Raw genomic sequence first — 15,745 nt, forward strand, 5'->3', positions numbered from 1 at the left:
TCCGGTTCAGCCCCGTTGCACGGGCCGGGTCACGACTCGGTCAAGCCTGGTTCGTGCGGCTTCGCGGGTCCGACGAGGTGCTTGAACGCCTCGAGGTTGGCCAGGGACTCGCCGCGGGAGACGCGCCAGTCCCACTCGCGCTTGATCGACGTCGCGAAGCCGATCTCCAGCAGGGTGTTGAAGTCGCCGTCGGCGGCTTCGAGGACCTGGCCGAGCACCTTGTCGAGCTCTTCGGCGCTCAGCGTCTCCTTGCCGAACCGGCCGACCAGGTAGATGTCACCGAGACTGTCCACTGTGTAGTGAACGCCGTAGAGCTTCGCGTTGCGTTGCAACAGGAAGCGGTAAACGTCCTCATGGGACTCATCCGGCCGACGGCAGACGAACGCCTCCACGGAGAACGCGTGGTCGCCGTCGACGAGCCAAGCGTTCGTCTGCAGCTTCTTGGTTCCGGGCAGTGTGACGAAGTACTTTCCCGGGCCCCGCCGGTCGTACTTCAGTTCCGCGTCGTCCAAAGTGGACTTGATCAGCTCGTCGAGACTCACACCGCCACCTCCGCGCGCAGCTCCAGGGCGCGGGAGAACGCGCTGGTGGCTTGAGCATAGATGTCGAGCAGCGCGTCCGTCGTACGACGCCAGGAGAAGTGCCGCGCGTGCAGGACGGCGTTGGCGCCGAGCTCGGCGCACCGGTCCGGGCGCAGCGCGACCGCGGCCAGCGCGTCCGCCCACTCCTCGGCGCCGTGCCCCGGCACCAGCAGCCCGGAGACGCCGTGCGGCACCGCCATCGGCAGCCCGCCGACGTCGGCGGCGACCACCGGCGTCCCGCAGGCCTGCGCCTCCAGCGCGACCAGCCCGAACGACTCGTTGTAGCTGGGCACCGCGACGACGTCGGCGGCGCGGAACACCCGGGCGAGCGCCGGGCCGGGCTGCGGCGGCAGGAATCGGACCTGCGCCTCGATGCCGAGGGAGACGGCGAGCTCGCGCAGCGCCTGCGGCTGCTCCAGCCCGGTGCCGGACGGCCCGCCGACGATCAGCACGATCAGCTTCGACGCCAGTTCCGGCCGCCGTCGCAGCAGCGCCTCGGCGGCGTAGAGCAGCACGTCCGGCGCCTTCAGCGGCTGGATCCGGCCGGCGAACGCCAGCACGACGGCGTCGCCGGGCAGGCCGAGCTCGGCGCGCGCGACGTTCTTCGGGCCCGGGGTGAAGCGTTCGAGGTCGACACCCGGCGGCACGGCGTGCACCGCGTGCGGCTCGGCGCCGTAGAGGTCGATGAGCTGCCGCGCCTCGACCGGGGTGTTGGCGACCAGCCTGTCCGCCTCCGCGACGACCTGCTCCTCGCCGATCACGCGCAGCCGCGGCTCGGGCTTGTCACCCTCGGCGAGCGCGGCGTTCTTCACCTTCGCCAGGGTGTGCGCGGTGTGCACCAGCGGCACGGACCAGCGGTCGCGGGCGAGCCAGCCGACCTGGCCCGAAAGCCAGTAGTGCGAGTGGATGAGGTCGTAGTACCCGGGCTCGTGGAACGCCTCCGTGCGCAGCACGCCGGAGGTGAACGCGCACAGCTGCGCGGGCAGCTCGTCGCGGCTCAGCGGCTCGAAGGGCCCCGCCTGCACGTGCCGGACGGTCACGCCCGGCGCCAGCTCGGCCACCGGCGGCTGGTCCGACGCCGTCGCGCGGGTGAACACCTCGACCTCGACGCCGCGGCGGGCCATCTCGGTCGCCGTCTGGCTGACGTAGACGTTCATCCCGCCCGCGTCGCCGGTCCCCGGCTGCTCGAGCGGCGAAGTGTGTACGGACAACACCGCTACCCGTCGCGGCGCAGCACGGAACCCCCGGATGGAGCTGGTCACCTGGTCTCGTCTCCCGCGTTCTACGTCAGCATTCCTCGGCGAACTGCCGGAGCACCGCGTCGAACTCGTCCGCGGCCTCGGCGAAGGGCGCATGACCCCCGCCAAGGAACCAACGTCCGGTGGCCCCCGGAATCTTCCCGATCGTGTGCTTCGCCGCCGCGGAGTCGATCACGCGGTCCTGGGAACCGTGCACGACCAGGGCGGGTTTGTCGATCGCGGCCAGGACGTCGTCGCTGCCGACGTCGCGGCGGAACAACGCCGCGCGCACCGCGGGCGGCACGCCGAGAGACGCTCCGAGCAGGGCTTGGGCCTGCGTACCGGGGATCGGGCGGGTCACCATGTCGCGGCTGAACGCCGTGAGCGCCGGGACCGCGATGTCCGGATCGTCCGAAAGCATCGCGCGCATGTGCTCGCGCATCAGCGAGCCGACGCGCCCGCCCGGCCGGTCGCGGCCGATTTCCGTGATCGCGCCGACGAGCACGATCCCGCGCAGCCGTGCGGTGCCGTGCACCCGGATGTGGTCGGTCAGCACCAGGCCGCCGTACGACCAGGCGACGACGATCGCGTCGGGCCCGGCGAAGTCGAGCACCGCGGCGAGGTCGTCGGCCCAGACCACCGGGTCGTCGTACCCGGCGGCCGGGACGTCGGACGCGCCGTGCCCGCGCAGGTCCATCGCGACCAGGCGGAACCGCTCGGTCAGCGCCGGGTCGGCCAGCTGCGCGGCCCAGGCGCCGGACGACTGCGCCCAGCCGTGCACGAACACGATCGGCCTGCTGTTCCCGGCCCCCTCGACCCGCAGGCCGAGCCGCGTCCCGCCGTGTCCGACGACCTCGGTGCGCACGGGTTACTTCGCGCCCAGCGCCTGCCAGGCCGACCAGGAGTAGTTCCAGTCCTTGACGTCCGAGGCCATCGGCGCGCCGAGCTTGGAGCCGGTGATCTCGACCGGGTCGCCGACCAGCGCGGAGTCGAAGTAGTCCTTGGCGTCGGCCTCGAGCAGGTTGACGCAGCCGTGGGAGTTGTTGGTCTTCCCGATGTTGGCCGCGTTGTCCTGGTTCTCGTGGATGTACTCGCCGTGGTTGGAGAACCGGCAGGCCCACTTCTTGTTGACGTTCGTGTAGCCGTAGCGGGCGTTGTCGAAGACCGCCGTCGGCTCCTTGCTCATCACGATGTAGGTGCCGTTCGGGGTGTTGCGGTCGACCTCGGCGTCCAGCCCGTTCGCGCACGGGTAGCTCTTGACCTGCGAGCCGCCGCGGTAGACGTGCATCTGGTGCTCCGGGGTGTTGACCTTGACCACCTGGTTGCGGCCGATCTTGAACTTCGTGGTGACGTCGGCCTTGCCGTACGCGCCGCCGCCCAGCTCGACGCCGTACAGCTTCGCCTCGACGTTCACCGTGATGTTCTGCGGCCAGTATTCCTTCGGCCGGTAGTCGACCTGGCTGTCGGACAGCCAGCCCCAGGCGCCCTCGACGTTCTTGTCCGTCTTCACGGACAGCGCCTTCTCGACGGCCGCGCGGTCCTTGACCGGCGACGCGAACTTGACGCTGATCGGCATGGCCACGCCGACCTGGGCGTTGTCGGCCGGGTTGAGCGTGGCGCGGACCTGCTTGGCCGGGCTGACCGTGGTGAAGGTGCCGGTGAAGTCGACCGGCTTGCCGTCGCTGCCGGTGGCCTTGGCCGCGTAGGTGTACTTCTTGCCGTAACCGAGCGGCTCGGAGCTGGTCCAGGTGAGCCCGTCGGGCGAGGTGTCGCCCTTGACGTCCTTGCCGCCGTCGGCGGTGACCTTGCACTCGGTGAGCTTGCCGTCGGCGACCTTGATCACGACGGGCTTGAGGACCGGGGCGTCCTTGACGTTCGCGGCCGGCTCGGCCGTGATCTTCGCCACGGGCTGCGCGCCGCCGCCCTCGCCGTCGGCGTTCGCGGCCCCGGTGGGCAGCGCGGTGCCGTCGTTCGTGCCCGAACACGCCGCGACGACCACAGCGGCCCCCGCCGCGAGAGCCGCCTTGAAGACCAAGCGCCGTTCGATCACGAATTCCTCCCGAGTTCCCCCGCCGACCAGCGAGTCCACGCCCTTAGCGCTGGTGACCCGCCTGACGTTACCTGCCGAAAGGTAAAGACCAACCGATCAGGTGGACGCCACCGTTGTCGACAAAGACGTCTGATACACGTCCAGGTTGCCCGTTTCGGCTCAAATGACGCAGTTGATCAAGAGCGGTTCAGGCCGCAGGCGGACGCCGAAGCGCTCGTGGACGCCGTCGCGGACCTCGCGGGCCAGCGTGAGCAGGTCTTCCGTCGTCGCGTCGCCGCGGTTGGTCAGCGCGAGCGTGTGCTTGGTCGAGAGCGAGACGCGGTTCCCCGGCCCGGGGTACCCCTTGCCGAAGCCGGCGCGCTCGATCAGCCAGGCCGCGGACAGCTTGACGCCACCGTCGGCCGGGTACTGCGGGGCGCTGCCCTCGACGCTCTCCGCGATGCGGGCCAGCACCGCCTCGGCGTCGGCCGCCGGGACGATCGGGTTGGTGAAGAACGAGCCCGCGCTCCACGTGTCGTGGTCCGCCGGGTCGAGCACCATGCCCTTGCCGCGACGCAGCCCGAGGACGGCTTCGCGCGCGTCGGCGGCCGGGACGCGCGAGCCGATCTCGACGCCGAGTGTGCGCGCGAGCTCGGCGTAGCGGACCGGCGCGGAGAGGCCGTCTTCGCGGACCTCGAAGCGGACCGAGAGGACGACGCCGGTGTCGGTGCCCTTGAGGATGCTGGTGCGGTAGGCGAAGCCGAGCTCGTCGGCCTTGAGCGTGCGCACTTCGCGCGTCACGCGGTCGTACAGCTCCAGCGAGACGATCGACTCGGCGACCTCGCAGCCGTACGCGCCGACGTTCTGGATCGGCGTCGCGCCGACGCTGCCGGGGATGCCGGAGAGGCATTCGAGCCCGCCCAGGCCCGCCGCGACCAGACCGGCGACGAAGGCGTCCCAGTTCTGGCCGGCCTCGACCTCGACGATCGCGCCGTCACGCCGCCAGCCGGTGTTGGCCACCTCGACGACCACGCCGTCGAACCCCGCGTCGCCGACCACCAGGTTGGAGCCGCCGCCGAGCAGCAGCACCGGTTCGCCCGCCGCGTCGGCCTCGCGGACCGCCGCGACGAGATCTTCGCTGGTCGCGGCGCTGACGAACCGGCGGGCCGGGCCGCCGAGGCGCAGCGTGGTGTACGCGGAGAGGGCCGGGAGTGCGGGAGTACGGGCGGAGTTCACGCGCCTGACGGTACTGTCCGGCTCATGGGATCCCGGATCGAGCACCGTGCCGACTTCGCCGCCGACGTCGCGTCCGCGTACGCCGCCGTGGCCGGTGAGGACGCGCTGCGGGCGCGCCTGGAGGAGCTCGGCGGGCACGCCGCGGCGCTGCTGTCCTATGAGGTCTCCGAGAAGGGCCTGCGCTACCAGCTGCGGCAGGGCATCAGCGCGGACAAGCTGCCGCAGGCCGTCCGGACGCTCCACAAAGGCGACCTGATGGTGACGCGCACGCAGATCTGGCAGCCGTCCGGCGCGGAGTACCAGGGCAAGGCGTCGGTCGAGGTCGGCGGCGTCCCGGGCGAGATCAACGCGCGGACCGCGCTGCTGGCCGACGGCGGCAAGACGGTGCTGCGGACGAGCGGCGAGGTGATCGTGCGGATCCCGCTGTTCGGCGCGAAGCTGGAGAGCGTGATCGCCGAACAAGTCACGAAACTGCTGGACCGCGAAGCCGAATTCTCCGCGAAGTGGCTGGCCGACGCCGCCTGAGCCCGGTCGGCGCGCCGACCCGAGGAACGACCAACCCCAACCGCCTGCGCCGGGTCGACCGGTGGATCGCCACCGCGCCGCCGACGACCCGCTTGCTGCGCGCGGCCGGCTCACCCCTGGTCGTCGACCTCGGTTACGGCGCGTCCCCGGTGACCACCGTGGAGCTGGCCCGCTGGCTGCGCCGGGTCCGCCCCGACGTCCGGGTGCTGGGCCTGGAGCTGGACGCCGACCGGGTCGCTTTCGCGCAGTCCGCGGCGTCGCCACCCTGGCTTTCGTTCCAGCGCGGCGGGTTCGAGCTGGCCGGCACGCGCCCGGTGCTCGTCCGGGCGTTCAACGTGCTGCGCCAGTACGCGGAGCACGAGGTCGCGGGCGCGTGGCAGCTGATGCTGGAGTCGATGCCCCCTGAAGGGCTCTTGGTCGAAGGCACGTGCGACGAGATCGGCCGCCTCTCGACGTGGGTCCTGGTGTCCCGCGACGGCCCGGTCTCGCTGACGCTGTCGGTCCGGCTCGCGGGCCTGGACCGGCCCTCGACGGTGGCCGAGCGGCTGCCGAAGGCGCTGATCCACCGGAACGTCCCCGGCGAGCGCGTCCACGAGCTGCTGGCCACACTGGACGCCTGCTGGGCGGCCGCGGCCCCGCACCAGGCGTTCGGCGCCCGCTCCCGCTGGCTGGAGACGGTGCGGCTGCTGGGTTCCCGCGGCTGGCCGGTGCTGGGCCCGCCGGGGCGCATCCGGCTCGGCGAGCTGACCGTGCCGTGGGCCGCCGTCGCCCCGGTCGCCCCGTAGATCCGCTGTTCACCGGCCGCACCCCGCTGCGTCACCCGCGGGTGACCTGCGGTGATCACCATGAAGCCGTGGAACTCCTGGGGCACGTCACCGAGCTGCTGCGCGGCGCGCTGGGCTCGCCGTGGCTGTGGGTGCTCGTCTTCGCGGTGTCCGGATTGGACGCGCTGCTGCCGTTCATGCCGAGCGAGACGACCGTCGTCACCGTCGCCGTCCTGTTCGGGCCGGATCCGGCGCAGCTGGCGCTGCTCGCCGCGGTCGCCGCCGGCGGGGCGTGGACGGGCGACTGCCTCGGGTACGCCGTCGGGCGCACCGCCGGGCCGCGGGCGATCGCGTTGCTGCGGCGCGGGCCGGCCGGGCCGCGCCGGTACGAGTGGGCGCGGGACCAGGTGCGCCACCACGGCGGCCTGCTAATCATCGCGGCCCGCTACCTGCCCGGCGGCCGCGTCGCCAGCGCGCTCGCGAACGGCAGCCTCGGCTACCCGCTCCCCCGGTTCGTGCTGGTGGACGCGGCCGGCGCGGCGATCTGGGCGGTCTACAGCGTCCTGATCGGCCTCGCCGGCGGGGCCGCGTTCGCCGGCGAACCGGTGAAGGGCCTGCTGCTGTCCTTCGGCCTCGGGCTCGCGCTGGTGCTCGCGATCGAAGGCGGGCGGCGGCTACGGTCGGCGCATGCGGGAAGCGATCGACATCCACGCGGACGCGCTGAAACGAGCGGCGCTGGAAGCCGGGCCGACGGCGCCGGTCCGGAACTGTCCGAAGTGGACTGTTCATGACCTGGTGGCGCACATCGGGTTCGTGCACGGCCTCGCTGTCAGCTTGGCGGTGAACCGGCCGGTGAAGCCGGTACCGCCTTCGGGCTGGGACGACCTGCTCGGGTGGTGGGACGGCCACCGCCTGGCGCTGCGCGAAGCCTTCGGCCAGGATCCGGAAGCCCCGGCGTTCTCGCCGTACCCGGGCTTCGACGTGACGGTCGGCGACTGGACGCGGCGGATGGCACACGAGACGGCGATCCACCGCCTCGACGCCGAATCCGCGCTGGCCGACGTCCCGCCGACGCGCTTCCCCCCGGAGTTCGCGAACGACGGCATAGACGAATACCTGACGTTCCTCACGCCGCGCCGCGGCATCACGGCCGACGTGCGCGTCACGACGCCGGAGCGCACGTGGACGTTCGGGGCACCGAACGCCGAGGTCTCCGGCGCCGCCGACGACGTCTACCGCGCGCTGTGGGGGCGTCCGCACCAGGCGTCCGTCACCGGTGACCTCGAACCACTGGCGGCCCCCTGAAGGGCGGCGAGGGACACTGTCCGGCGTGACCGCTCCCGAACGCCGCTACGTCATCACCTTCGGCTGCCCCGACCGCACCGGCATCATCGCCCGGATCTCCGGGTTCCTCGCCGAGCACGGCGGCTGGATCGTCGAAGCGGCTTACCACACCGATCCGGACACCGGCTGGTTCTTCACCCGCCAGGTCGTCCGCGCGGACTCGCTGCCGTTCGACGCGACCGGGCTGCGGGCCCGGTTCGCCGAGGTGGCCGCGGACCTGTCCGCGGAGTCGAGCTGGCAGGTCAGCGACACCGGTGAGCGCCGCCGCGCGGTGGTGCTGGTGTCGAAGGCCGGGCACTGCCTCTACGACCTGCTCGGCCGCGTCGCGTCCGGCGAGCTCGACGTCGACGTCGCCGCGGTGATCGGCAACCACGAGTCGCTCGCCGGCATCACCCGCGCGCACGGCATCCCGTTCCACCACGTGCCGTTCCCGGCCGGCGGCAAGACCGAGGCGTTCGAAGAGGTCCGCAAGCTGGTCGACGAGCACGACCCGCACGCGGTGGTGCTGGCCCGGTTCATGCAGATCCTGCCCGCCGACCTGTGCCGCGCGTGGGCCGGCCGGGCGATCAACATCCACCACAGCTTCCTGCCGTCGTTCGTCGGCGCGAAGCCGTACCACCAGGCGCACACGCGCGGGGTGAAGCTGGTCGGCGCGACCTGCCACTACGTCACCGCGGACCTCGACGCGGGCCCGATCATCGACCAGGACGTGATCCGCGTGGACCACGGCGACTCGGTCGAGGACATGGTCCGCAAGGGCCGCGACATCGAGAAGGTCACCCTCGCCCGCGGCCTGCGCTGGCACCTGGAGAACCGGGTCCTGGTGCACGGCAACCGCACCGTGGTGTTCTGACGCGGTTGCCGTGCCGCGTCCTCACGCCTCGATGGTCGAGGTGTCGATGACGAACCGGTAGCGCACGTCGGAGTTCTCGACGCGCTCGTAGGCCTCGTTGACCTTGCCGGCCGGGATGACCTCGATCTCGGCGCCGATGTGGTGCTCGGCGCAGAAGTCGAGCATCTCCTGGGTCTCGGCGATGCCGCCGATCATCGACCCGGCCAGCACCTTGTTGCCGCCCAGCAGCGAGAAGGCGTTGTAGTTCAGCGGCTCGCCGGGCGCGCCGACGTTGACCATCGCGCCGCCGACCTTCAGCAGGCCGAGGTAGGCGTCGATCGGCAGCTTGGCCGACACGGTGTTGAGGATGACGTCGAACTTGCCCTTGAGGACGTCGAACGTCGCCTCGTCACTGGTCGCGTAGTAGTCGGTCGCGCCGAGCTTGAGGCCGTCCTCCTGCTTCTTGAGGCTCTGGCTCAGCACCGTCACCTCGGCGCCCATCGCGGCGGCGATCTTGACACCCATGTGCCCGAGCCCGCCGAGGCCGATCACGGCGACCTTCTTGCCGGGGCCGGCGCCCCAGTGGCGCAGCGGCGAGTAGGTGGTGATGCCCGCGCACAGCAGCGGCGCGGCGACGTCGAGGTCGATGCCTTCCGGGATGCCGCAGACGAAGGCGTCCTTCACGACGATCTGCTGGCTGTAGCCGCCGTAGGTGTTCTCGCCGTCGAAGCCGACGCCGTTGTACGTCTGGACGTTGCCCTTGACGCAGAACTGCTCGGTGCCGGCCTGGCAGTACTCGCACTCGCCGCAGGAGTCGACCATGCAGCCGACGCCGACGCGGTCGCCGACCTGGTACTTGGTGACGTCCGGGCCGACCGCGGCGACCACGCCGGCGATCTCGTGGCCCGGGACCATCGGGAAGATCGCCTGGCCCCAGTCTTCCTTCGCCTGGTGGAGGTCGCTGTGGCAGATGCCGGCGAAGGCGATGTCGATCAGCACGTCGTTCGGACGCAGGTCACGGCGTTCGATCGTGGTCGGCGCGAGCGGCGCGCCCGGCGCCGGTGCGGCGATCGCGTGCGTGGTCGTGCTCATGAAACCCCTCCAAAAGAAGTACCGTGTGAACGAGAGCCTCCGTAAGAGGCCTCTTACATGGATCTACGTAAGAGGGCTCTTACATATTCCGATCGGAAGATGTGAGCCACGTCATGGGCGGCAAGTACCACCACGGTGACCTGCGGGGCGAGCTCGTGCGCGTCTCCCTGGACCTGATCGCCGAGCAGGGCCTCGCCGGGTTTTCGGTGGCCCAGGTGGCGAAGCGCGCTCAAGTCAGCCCCGGCGCGCCGTACCGCCACTTCGCGACGCGGGAGAGCCTGCTGGCCGAAGTCGCGTGCCACGTCGCCTGCCAGCTCGCCGAGCGCGTCACCGCGGCGGCCGCCGCCCACGACGACCCGGTGGCCGCCCTGGCCGCGGCGGCCGGCGCCTACACGCGCTACCTGATCGAGCGGCGGGCCGGGATGAACGTCATCTACGCCGACGGCCTCCAGGGCCCGGACCACGCGGAGCTGCACGAGCAGACCCGGCGGCTGACCGACCAGTTCCTGATGCTGTGCCTGACGGTCGCCCCCGACCCGGGCACGGCGCTGGAGCTGATGGAGCAGCTGTTCACCCAGGCCCACGGCTACGGCACGTTCCAGCTCGACGGCATCTTCGTGAAGCACGGGTACTCGGTGGACCAGGTCGTGGCGAAGTCCACCGAAGCGGCTCGGATCGCGATCGCGGGCCGGACTCTCGGCTAGCTTGGGGTGATGGGGAGCATCATCGACAGCCACGAGGCCCTGCGGGAGCTGGTCGGCGAGTCGTCGCCGACGACCCGGCAGAAGGTCCTCGACCACATCGACGACCACGCGCGCACCCTGATCGCGCATTCGCCGTTCGTCCTGCTGGCGACGTCGGCACCGGACGGCAGCTGCGACGTCTCACCCCGCGGCGACCCGGCGGGTTCGGTGCTGGTGCTCGACGACCGGACGCTGGTGCTCGCGGACCGGCCCGGCAACAAGCTCGTCGACAGCTTCCGCAACATCGTCGACAACCCGCACGCGGGCCTGTTGTTCCTGGTGCCGGGCATGAACGAGACGCTGCGCGTCAACGGCCGGGCGACGCTGGTGTCGGACGCGCCGTACTTCGACGACCTGGTGGTCAAGGGCAAGCGCCCGCGGCTCGCGGTGGTCGTCGAGGTCGAAGAGCTGTTCATGCACTGCGCGAAGGCGTTCCTGCGGTCTTCGCTGTGGAAGCCGGAGACCTGGCCGGAGCGTTCGACGCTGCCGTCCCTGGGCACGATCCTGCGCGACCAGCTGTCCTTGCCGGTTTCGGTGGAGGAGCTGGACGCGAGACTCAACGAAGGGTCCCGGACCAAGCAATACTGATCCCATGCTGTGCGTCTTCGACGTCAACGAGACCCTGCTCGACCTCGCCGCGCTCGACGAGACCATCGGGAGCCCCGAACTCCGGCGCGAGTGGTTCGGGCTGGCCATCCACACGGTGCTGACCGTGACGGCCTCCGGCGGCTACCGCGACTTCGCGGGCATCGCCGGCCAGGCCGCCGTCGAGGTCGCCGCCCGGCACGGCCGCGAGCTGACGTCTGGTCAGCTCACAGAGATCGGCGAAGGCCTGCGCTCGCTACCGGCCCACCCGGACGTCGCCGAGGGCCTGACGAAGCTGCGCGAAGCGGGCCACGACGTCGTCGCGCTGACGAACTCCCCGCTCGCCACGGCGGAGGCGCAGCTGCAGAACTCCGGGCTGGCGCCGCTGCTCGACCGGATCTTCTCGGCCGAGCAGGCGGGCCGCCTCAAGCCAGCACCGGAGCCGTACCGGCAGGTCCTCGACGCGTACGCGCTTCAGCCGCGCGACGCGGTGATGGTCGCCGCGCACGACTGGGACATCGCGGGCGCGCAGGCAGCGGGCCTGCGGACGGCGTTGCTCACCCGCCCCGGCGTCCGCCCGCTGCCCGGCTCGCCCGCGCCCACCTACACGGCGTCGACCCTGCCGGAACTGGCCGCGCTGCTGGGTTAGCGGCGCCGACCCCGGCCGGCCGGGGTCGGGCCCCGCCGCCGGTTACTCCGCGATCCGGACCAGCATCTTGCCGGTGTTGGCCCCGGACAGCAGGCCCAGGAACGCCTCCGGCGCGTTGCGGATGCCGTCGACGAAGGTCTCCGAGTACTTGATCTGCCCGGACGTCACCAACGGCGCGATCTCGCTGACGAACTGCTGCTGCAGGCCCCAGTGGTCGATCACCAGCAGGCCGCGGATGGTGAGCCGCTTGGCGATGATCTGCGAGAGGTTGCGCGGTGCCGGCGTCGGCTCGGTGGCGTTGTACTGCGAGATCATCCCGCAGACGGCGATCCGGCCGTGCAGCGTGATCGCGTCGATCGCGGCCTCGAGGTGCTCGCCGCCGACGTTGTCGAAGTAGACGTCGATGCCCTCCGGCGCGGCCTGGTGCAGCTGCTCCACGACCGGGCCGTCCTTGTAGTTGAAGGCGGCGTCGAACCCGAGGTCGTCGATCAGGTGGCGGACCTTCTCCGCCGACCCGGCCGAGCCGATGACGCGCTTGGCACCCTTGAGCTTCGCGAGCTGGCCGACCAGCGAGCCGACCGCGCCGGCCGCGCCGGACACGAACACGGTGTCGCCCGGCTTGAACTCGGCGGACTCCAGCAGGCCCGCGTACGCGGTCAGGCCCGGCATGCCGAGCACACCGAGGTAGGTCGACAGCGGCGCGGCGGACGCGTCCACCTTCACGAACCGCTTCGCGTCGAGCACGGCGTGGGTGCGCCAGCCGGCCTGGTGCAGCACGTGCTCACCCGGCTTGACGTCGTCGACGTTCGACTCGACGACCTCGCCGACCGCACCGCCGTACATCACTTCGCCGACCGCGAAGGGCGGCGCGTACGACTTCACGTCACGCATGCGGCCCCGCATCGCCGGATCGACGCTCATGATCAGGTTGCGCACCAGGATCTGGCCCTCGCCCGGGCTCGGGATCTCGGTGTCCACGATGGCGAAGTTCTCGTCCGTGGGGACACCGTGCGGGCGGGAAGCGAGCCGGATCTCGGTCGCCTGGGCGGGTGCGTTCACCGTCGAACTCCTAAGGTCGAGACGTCAAGCGGGGCAGGCGCCCCGGATTCTCCCGGTACAACCGGCCGAGCGGGGCGCACATTCCGATGGTGACCGGTCACACCCTGCTCACCGTCACACGATTTCGGCGAGCTTGCCGAGGACGCCGTCGTAGATCTTCTTGAGCCCGCCCGGCGCGAACGTCTTCTCGAAGAACCCGCCGACGCCGCCCGCGCCGTCCCAGCTCGTCTCGATCCGGACCAGGCTCTTCTCGCCGGCCTCGCTGACGGTCCAGGTGGTGACCATGCTGGAGTTCGCGTCGGTCTCGACCAGGGTGCCGGGCTTCGGCTCGCTGACGGTGGCCTTGACGTCGCGCACGCGCTTGGAGGTCGCCTGCAGCTTCCAGCCGGCCTTGGTCCCGGCGCCGACGCCGCCCTCGGTCACCTCGTAGTCGCGGTAGTGCTCGGTGAGCAGCTTCGGGCGCGTTTCGGCGTAGTCCGCGACGAGCGCGCGCACCTTGTCGGCCGGGGCGTCGATCGTCCGCTCCGCGGTGGCCGTGACCTTTCCCATCTCACTCCTTCTCCGAGGTACCGGCTCCGAGGCACCGGTTTCGCGTCGACCCTAGACCGCGAGCGCGAGCCCCAGGGCGGCGGCGTTCACCGCGAGAAAGCCGTTCGCCAGGCCGAACTGAGCGGAGTAGTCGTGCACCCGGACGTGCGTGTAGAGCGCGCAGACGAAGAACAGCACCAGCCCGGCCGCCGCGGCCGCCCCGACAGGCGGCCACACCACCACCCCCGCCAGCAGACCGAGCGCGCCGGCCGTCTTGAGGGTGCCGATGGGAAAGGTCAGCCACGACTCCGGCACCCCGGCGGCGGCCATGCCCGGCAGGATCGGCTTGAAGTGCACCAGAGCCGCGACACCGGAGAAGCCGTTAAGCACCACGGCGACCAGCGAGACGACCAGGAACGCAGTGGTCATCGAACTCCTTTCAGTAGGCGAATCAGTAGGCGACCGCGACGGAGTGCCGCACGGTTTCGGGCATCCCGAGCGCACGAAGCGTGAAGTGCGCCGCATCCGCCCGCGCGATCCTGAAGCCACCGCGGACGCTCTGTTCGTACGCGATCCGGTAGTGCCCAGTAGGCGGCTTGTCGGTCAGCAGCGGGAGCTGCACCGACGTCCAGTCGAGACCGCTCACCCGCAGCTCGTGCTCCATCAGGGCGACGTCCTCGTAGTGCTTCCGCAACCGCAGGTTCGCCAGCGGCGAGAGCACGGTCCGCGTGAAGAACCCGATTCCCGGGTCCCGCTTCGGCGGGTCCGGCCGGCTCGGCGTCGGGATCGTCGAGATGCCGGCGACGCTCACGACGACCAGGCGCCGCACCCCCGCCGCCCCCATCGCCTCGACGATGGCGCGGGTCCCGCTCGACACGACGCCGTACTCATCGTGGTGTCGCGGTCCCAAAGCCGAGACCACGGCGTCGCGACCGTCCACTGCGGACTTGAGCGCCACCGGATCCGGCGCGGTCAGGTCCGCCTGGACGATGCGGACGGGCGCGGTGACGGCGTCCGGATTCCGCACCACGGCCGTGACCTCGTGCCCGGCGGCGAGCGCCTGGCCGAGTACGTGCGCACCGGTCCGCCCGGACGCGGCGAAGAGCGTCAGCCTCATCTCGGCGCCCCGAAGTCGGTGGCGTGATCGGCCGCCCACTCGGCGAAGGTGCGCGCCGGGCGGCCCAGGATCTTCTCGACCTCCGGCGTCGGCGGGAACTGCGGCCGCGCGGCGTGGGCGGCGTAGCGGGCCATCATCGCCGTGACGAACGGTTCCGGCAACCCGTTGGCCAGCATGCCTTTCGCCGCGGCGGGAGCCGGAATCTCCTGGAACCGCAACGGTCTTCCGAGCACCACCCCGATCTGCCGAACCATTTCCTCGTGGGACAGCGATTCCGGGCCGGTGAGGTCGACGCGCCGGCCGAGCAGCTCGTCACCCAGGAACGCTTGGCCGAGGACGTCGACCAGGTCGCGTTCGTGGAGCGGCGATTCTTCGAAGCCGGCGTAGACGTAGCGGACGTCGTCACCGGCGCGGATCTGGCCGCCCCACGAGGTGAGGGCGTTGAGCGCGAAGGAGCTGGGCCGCAGGCTGACCCACTCCAGGCCGCTCGCGGCGGCCGCGTCGTCGACCTCCTTGTTGCGGTCACCGCGGAACCGCGACGGTTGCGCGTCGGGCCGGTCGTCCACATTGGCCGCGGCGAGCGCGACGACCCGGCGGACACCCAGCTCCCGAGCCAGCGCGACGACGTCGTACGCGGCGTCGCCGACCGCGCGCGAGTGCAGGAAGAGCGCATCGGCGCCGCGCAGCGCGTTCTCGAGGGTCGCCGGCTGTTGCGGGTCACCTTCGACGACCTCGACGCCCGCGGGGAACCCCGCGTTGTGCGGCGTGCGCGTGACGACGCGGACGCCGTGGTCCTCGAGTTCGGTGGCGAGCAGGCGGCCGACCAGCCCGGTCGCCCCGGTGAGCACGATCATGGTGAATCCCTTCCCCCGGGTTACGCTTGTGCCTGAAGTCCAGATGATACGAGGAGCATATCATATGAGTTCCGTATCCGGTGACGGGGTCGACGCCGCCCGCCGTCGGCGGCGGTCGACCACGGCGGTGAAAGAGGCGCTACGCGAGCTTCGAAACCAGCTTTCGCTGCTGAACCACCAGGTCAGCGGCCGCCTGGCGATCAAGGACGTCGACCTGGACTGCCTCGAGCTGATCTCCCGCAACGGCCCGCTGAGCCCGAGCTCGCTCGCCCGCAGCGCGGGCCTGCACCCGGCGACGATGACCGGCATCCTCGACCGCCTCCAGAAGGGCGGCTGGATCGTCCGGGAACGCGACCCGGAGGCGACCGACCGGCGCGCGATCGCCGTGCGCGCGGTCCGCGGGCGCAACGTCGAGCTGTTCCGGCTGTATTCGGGCATGAACGGCGCGCTCGACGAGATCTGCGACGAGTACAGCGAAGCCGAACTGGACCTGATCAGCGATTTCCTCCGCCGCGCGAGGGCGGCGGGCAGCGCCGCGACGGATGATTTGTCCCACAGCTGACCTGGGC

20 protein-coding genes are annotated in these 15,745 nt (G+C 71.3%); 9 read left to right on the top strand and 11 right to left on the bottom strand.

Annotated elements, in window-relative coordinates; translation table 11 throughout:
* Positions 1–29: 29 nt before the first annotated feature.
* The 5 genes from OG570_RS08765 to OG570_RS08785 form a co-directional block, all read right to left on the bottom strand.
* Positions 30–542: a YbjN domain-containing protein gene (locus OG570_RS08765; protein WP_326945868.1), complete on the bottom strand. Its 513-nt coding sequence runs from the start codon at positions 540–542 to the stop codon at positions 30–32.
* Entirely contained in the window at positions 539–1,843 is a 1,305-nt protein-coding gene (mshA, locus tag OG570_RS08770) for a D-inositol-3-phosphate glycosyltransferase (RefSeq protein ID WP_326945867.1), read from the bottom strand. The genes OG570_RS08765 and mshA overlap by 4 nt, the downstream gene beginning before the upstream one ends.
* 25 nt (positions 1,844–1,868) lie before the next feature.
* Positions 1,869–2,684 carry an alpha/beta fold hydrolase gene (locus tag OG570_RS08775; RefSeq protein WP_326945866.1) on the bottom strand — a complete coding sequence of 272 codons (816 nt, stop codon included), beginning with the start codon at positions 2,682–2,684 and terminating at the stop codon, positions 1,869–1,871.
* 3 nt (positions 2,685–2,687) lie between these two features.
* A complete protein-coding gene (locus OG570_RS08780) occupies positions 2,688–3,869 on the bottom strand; it encodes a L,D-transpeptidase (protein WP_326956182.1) in 1,182 nt (393 codons plus the stop codon).
* A 159-nt stretch (positions 3,870–4,028) separates the two neighbouring features.
* Positions 4,029–5,084: a UDP-N-acetylmuramate dehydrogenase gene (locus OG570_RS08785; protein WP_326956183.1), complete on the bottom strand. Its 1,056-nt coding sequence runs from the start codon at positions 5,082–5,084 to the stop codon at positions 4,029–4,031.
* Between the two features lie 24 nt (positions 5,085–5,108).
* On the opposite strand from OG570_RS08785, the gene OG570_RS08790 reads away from it, so the two are divergent.
* The 5 genes from OG570_RS08790 (at position 5,109) to purU (ending at position 8,570) form a co-directional block, all read left to right on the top strand.
* A complete protein-coding gene (locus OG570_RS08790; protein WP_326945863.1) occupies positions 5,109–5,609 on the top strand; it encodes a DUF2505 domain-containing protein in 501 nt (166 codons plus the stop codon).
* On the top strand, positions 5,588–6,394 hold the full coding sequence (locus tag OG570_RS08795; RefSeq protein WP_326945862.1) for a class I SAM-dependent methyltransferase: 807 nt from the start codon (positions 5,588–5,590) through the stop codon (positions 6,392–6,394). The genes OG570_RS08790 and OG570_RS08795 overlap by 22 nt, the downstream gene beginning before the upstream one ends.
* A gap of 68 nt (positions 6,395–6,462) precedes the next feature.
* Entirely contained in the window at positions 6,463–7,164 is a 702-nt protein-coding gene (locus OG570_RS08800; protein WP_326956184.1) for a DedA family protein, read from the top strand.
* A complete protein-coding gene (locus OG570_RS08805) occupies positions 7,061–7,678 on the top strand; it encodes a maleylpyruvate isomerase family mycothiol-dependent enzyme (RefSeq protein ID WP_326956185.1) in 618 nt (205 codons plus the stop codon). Before OG570_RS08800 ends, OG570_RS08805 begins: the two co-directional genes overlap by 104 nt.
* 25 nt (positions 7,679–7,703) lie before the next feature.
* Complete coding sequence (purU, locus tag OG570_RS08810; RefSeq protein ID WP_326956186.1) at positions 7,704–8,570, top strand: formyltetrahydrofolate deformylase; 867 nt, start codon at positions 7,704–7,706, stop codon at positions 8,568–8,570.
* A gap of 21 nt (positions 8,571–8,591) precedes the next feature.
* On the opposite strand, the gene OG570_RS08815 is transcribed toward purU, so the two are convergent.
* Positions 8,592–9,641 (bottom strand): NAD(P)-dependent alcohol dehydrogenase, encoded by a 1,050-nt coding sequence (locus OG570_RS08815; RefSeq protein WP_247060246.1) that lies wholly within the window; start codon positions 9,639–9,641, stop codon positions 8,592–8,594.
* 101 nt (positions 9,642–9,742) lie between these two features.
* Between OG570_RS08815 and OG570_RS08820 the strand changes: the two genes are divergently transcribed.
* The 3 genes from OG570_RS08820 to OG570_RS08830 are packed head-to-tail and all read left to right on the top strand — an operon-like array spanning position 9,743 to position 11,618.
* Complete coding sequence (locus OG570_RS08820; protein WP_326956187.1) at positions 9,743–10,345, top strand: TetR/AcrR family transcriptional regulator; 603 nt, start codon at positions 9,743–9,745, stop codon at positions 10,343–10,345.
* A gap of 9 nt (positions 10,346–10,354) precedes the next feature.
* Positions 10,355–10,972 carry a pyridoxamine 5'-phosphate oxidase family protein gene (locus OG570_RS08825; RefSeq protein WP_326945856.1) on the top strand — a complete coding sequence of 206 codons (618 nt, stop codon included), beginning with the start codon at positions 10,355–10,357 and terminating at the stop codon, positions 10,970–10,972.
* Positions 10,973–10,976: 4 nt separating this feature from the next.
* The gene (locus OG570_RS08830; RefSeq protein WP_326956188.1) at positions 10,977–11,618 is read left to right on the top strand and encodes a haloacid dehalogenase type II; all 642 of its coding nucleotides are present in this window, start codon (positions 10,977–10,979) and stop codon (positions 11,616–11,618) included.
* Between the two features lie 42 nt (positions 11,619–11,660).
* Here the strand turns inward: OG570_RS08830 and OG570_RS08835 are convergent, their stop codons facing one another.
* The 5 genes from OG570_RS08835 to OG570_RS08855 form a co-directional block, all read right to left on the bottom strand.
* A complete protein-coding gene (locus tag OG570_RS08835) occupies positions 11,661–12,677 on the bottom strand; it encodes an NADP-dependent oxidoreductase (protein WP_326945854.1) in 1,017 nt (338 codons plus the stop codon).
* A gap of 114 nt (positions 12,678–12,791) precedes the next feature.
* Entirely contained in the window at positions 12,792–13,226 is a 435-nt protein-coding gene (locus tag OG570_RS08840) for an SRPBCC family protein (RefSeq protein ID WP_247060238.1), read from the bottom strand.
* Between the two features lie 51 nt (positions 13,227–13,277).
* Entirely contained in the window at positions 13,278–13,634 is a 357-nt protein-coding gene (locus tag OG570_RS08845) for a DoxX family protein (protein ID WP_326956189.1), read from the bottom strand.
* A gap of 22 nt (positions 13,635–13,656) precedes the next feature.
* Positions 13,657–14,322 carry an NAD(P)-dependent oxidoreductase gene (locus OG570_RS08850; protein ID WP_326945852.1) on the bottom strand — a complete coding sequence of 222 codons (666 nt, stop codon included), beginning with the start codon at positions 14,320–14,322 and terminating at the stop codon, positions 13,657–13,659.
* On the bottom strand, positions 14,319–15,176 hold the full coding sequence (locus OG570_RS08855) for an NAD(P)H-binding protein (RefSeq protein WP_326956190.1): 858 nt from the start codon (positions 15,174–15,176) through the stop codon (positions 14,319–14,321). Before OG570_RS08855 ends, OG570_RS08850 begins: the two co-directional genes overlap by 4 nt.
* Before the next feature lie 64 nt (positions 15,177–15,240).
* Here OG570_RS08855 and OG570_RS08860 point away from each other — a divergent pair, with 64 nt between their 5' ends.
* Complete coding sequence (locus OG570_RS08860; RefSeq protein WP_326956191.1) at positions 15,241–15,738, top strand: MarR family transcriptional regulator; 498 nt, start codon at positions 15,241–15,243, stop codon at positions 15,736–15,738.
* The last annotated feature ends 7 nt before the right edge of the window (positions 15,739–15,745 follow it).

The sequence above is a fragment of the Amycolatopsis sp. NBC_01286 genome (assembly GCF_035982555.1).
Classification (GTDB): domain Bacteria; phylum Actinomycetota; class Actinomycetes; order Mycobacteriales; family Pseudonocardiaceae; genus Amycolatopsis.

What these genes read in the sequence shown, in the direction of transcription:
- OG570_RS08845 (WP_326956189.1), bottom strand. Translation starts at nt 13,634, where the DNA reads ATGACCACTGCGTTCCTGGTCGTCTCGCTGGTCGCCGTGGTGCTTAAC.
- OG570_RS08815 (WP_247060246.1), bottom strand. Translation starts at nt 9,641, where the DNA reads ATGAGCACGACCACGCACGCGATCGCCGCACCGGCGCCGGGCGCGCCG.
- OG570_RS08840 (WP_247060238.1), bottom strand. Translation starts at nt 13,226, where the DNA reads ATGGGAAAGGTCACGGCCACCGCGGAGCGGACGATCGACGCCCCGGCC.
- OG570_RS08790 (WP_326945863.1), top strand. Translation starts at nt 5,109, where the DNA reads ATGGGATCCCGGATCGAGCACCGTGCCGACTTCGCCGCCGACGTCGCG.
- OG570_RS08860 (WP_326956191.1), top strand. Translation starts at nt 15,241, where the DNA reads ATGAGTTCCGTATCCGGTGACGGGGTCGACGCCGCCCGCCGTCGGCGG.
- OG570_RS08850 (WP_326945852.1), bottom strand. Translation starts at nt 14,322, where the DNA reads ATGAGGCTGACGCTCTTCGCCGCGTCCGGGCGGACCGGTGCGCACGTA.
- OG570_RS08830 (WP_326956188.1), top strand. Translation starts at nt 10,977, where the DNA reads ATGCTGTGCGTCTTCGACGTCAACGAGACCCTGCTCGACCTCGCCGCG.
- OG570_RS08855 (WP_326956190.1), bottom strand. Translation starts at nt 15,176, where the DNA reads ATGATCGTGCTCACCGGGGCGACCGGGCTGGTCGGCCGCCTGCTCGCC.
- OG570_RS08805 (WP_326956185.1), top strand. Translation starts at nt 7,061, where the DNA reads ATGCGGGAAGCGATCGACATCCACGCGGACGCGCTGAAACGAGCGGCG.
- OG570_RS08825 (WP_326945856.1), top strand. Translation starts at nt 10,355, where the DNA reads ATGGGGAGCATCATCGACAGCCACGAGGCCCTGCGGGAGCTGGTCGGC.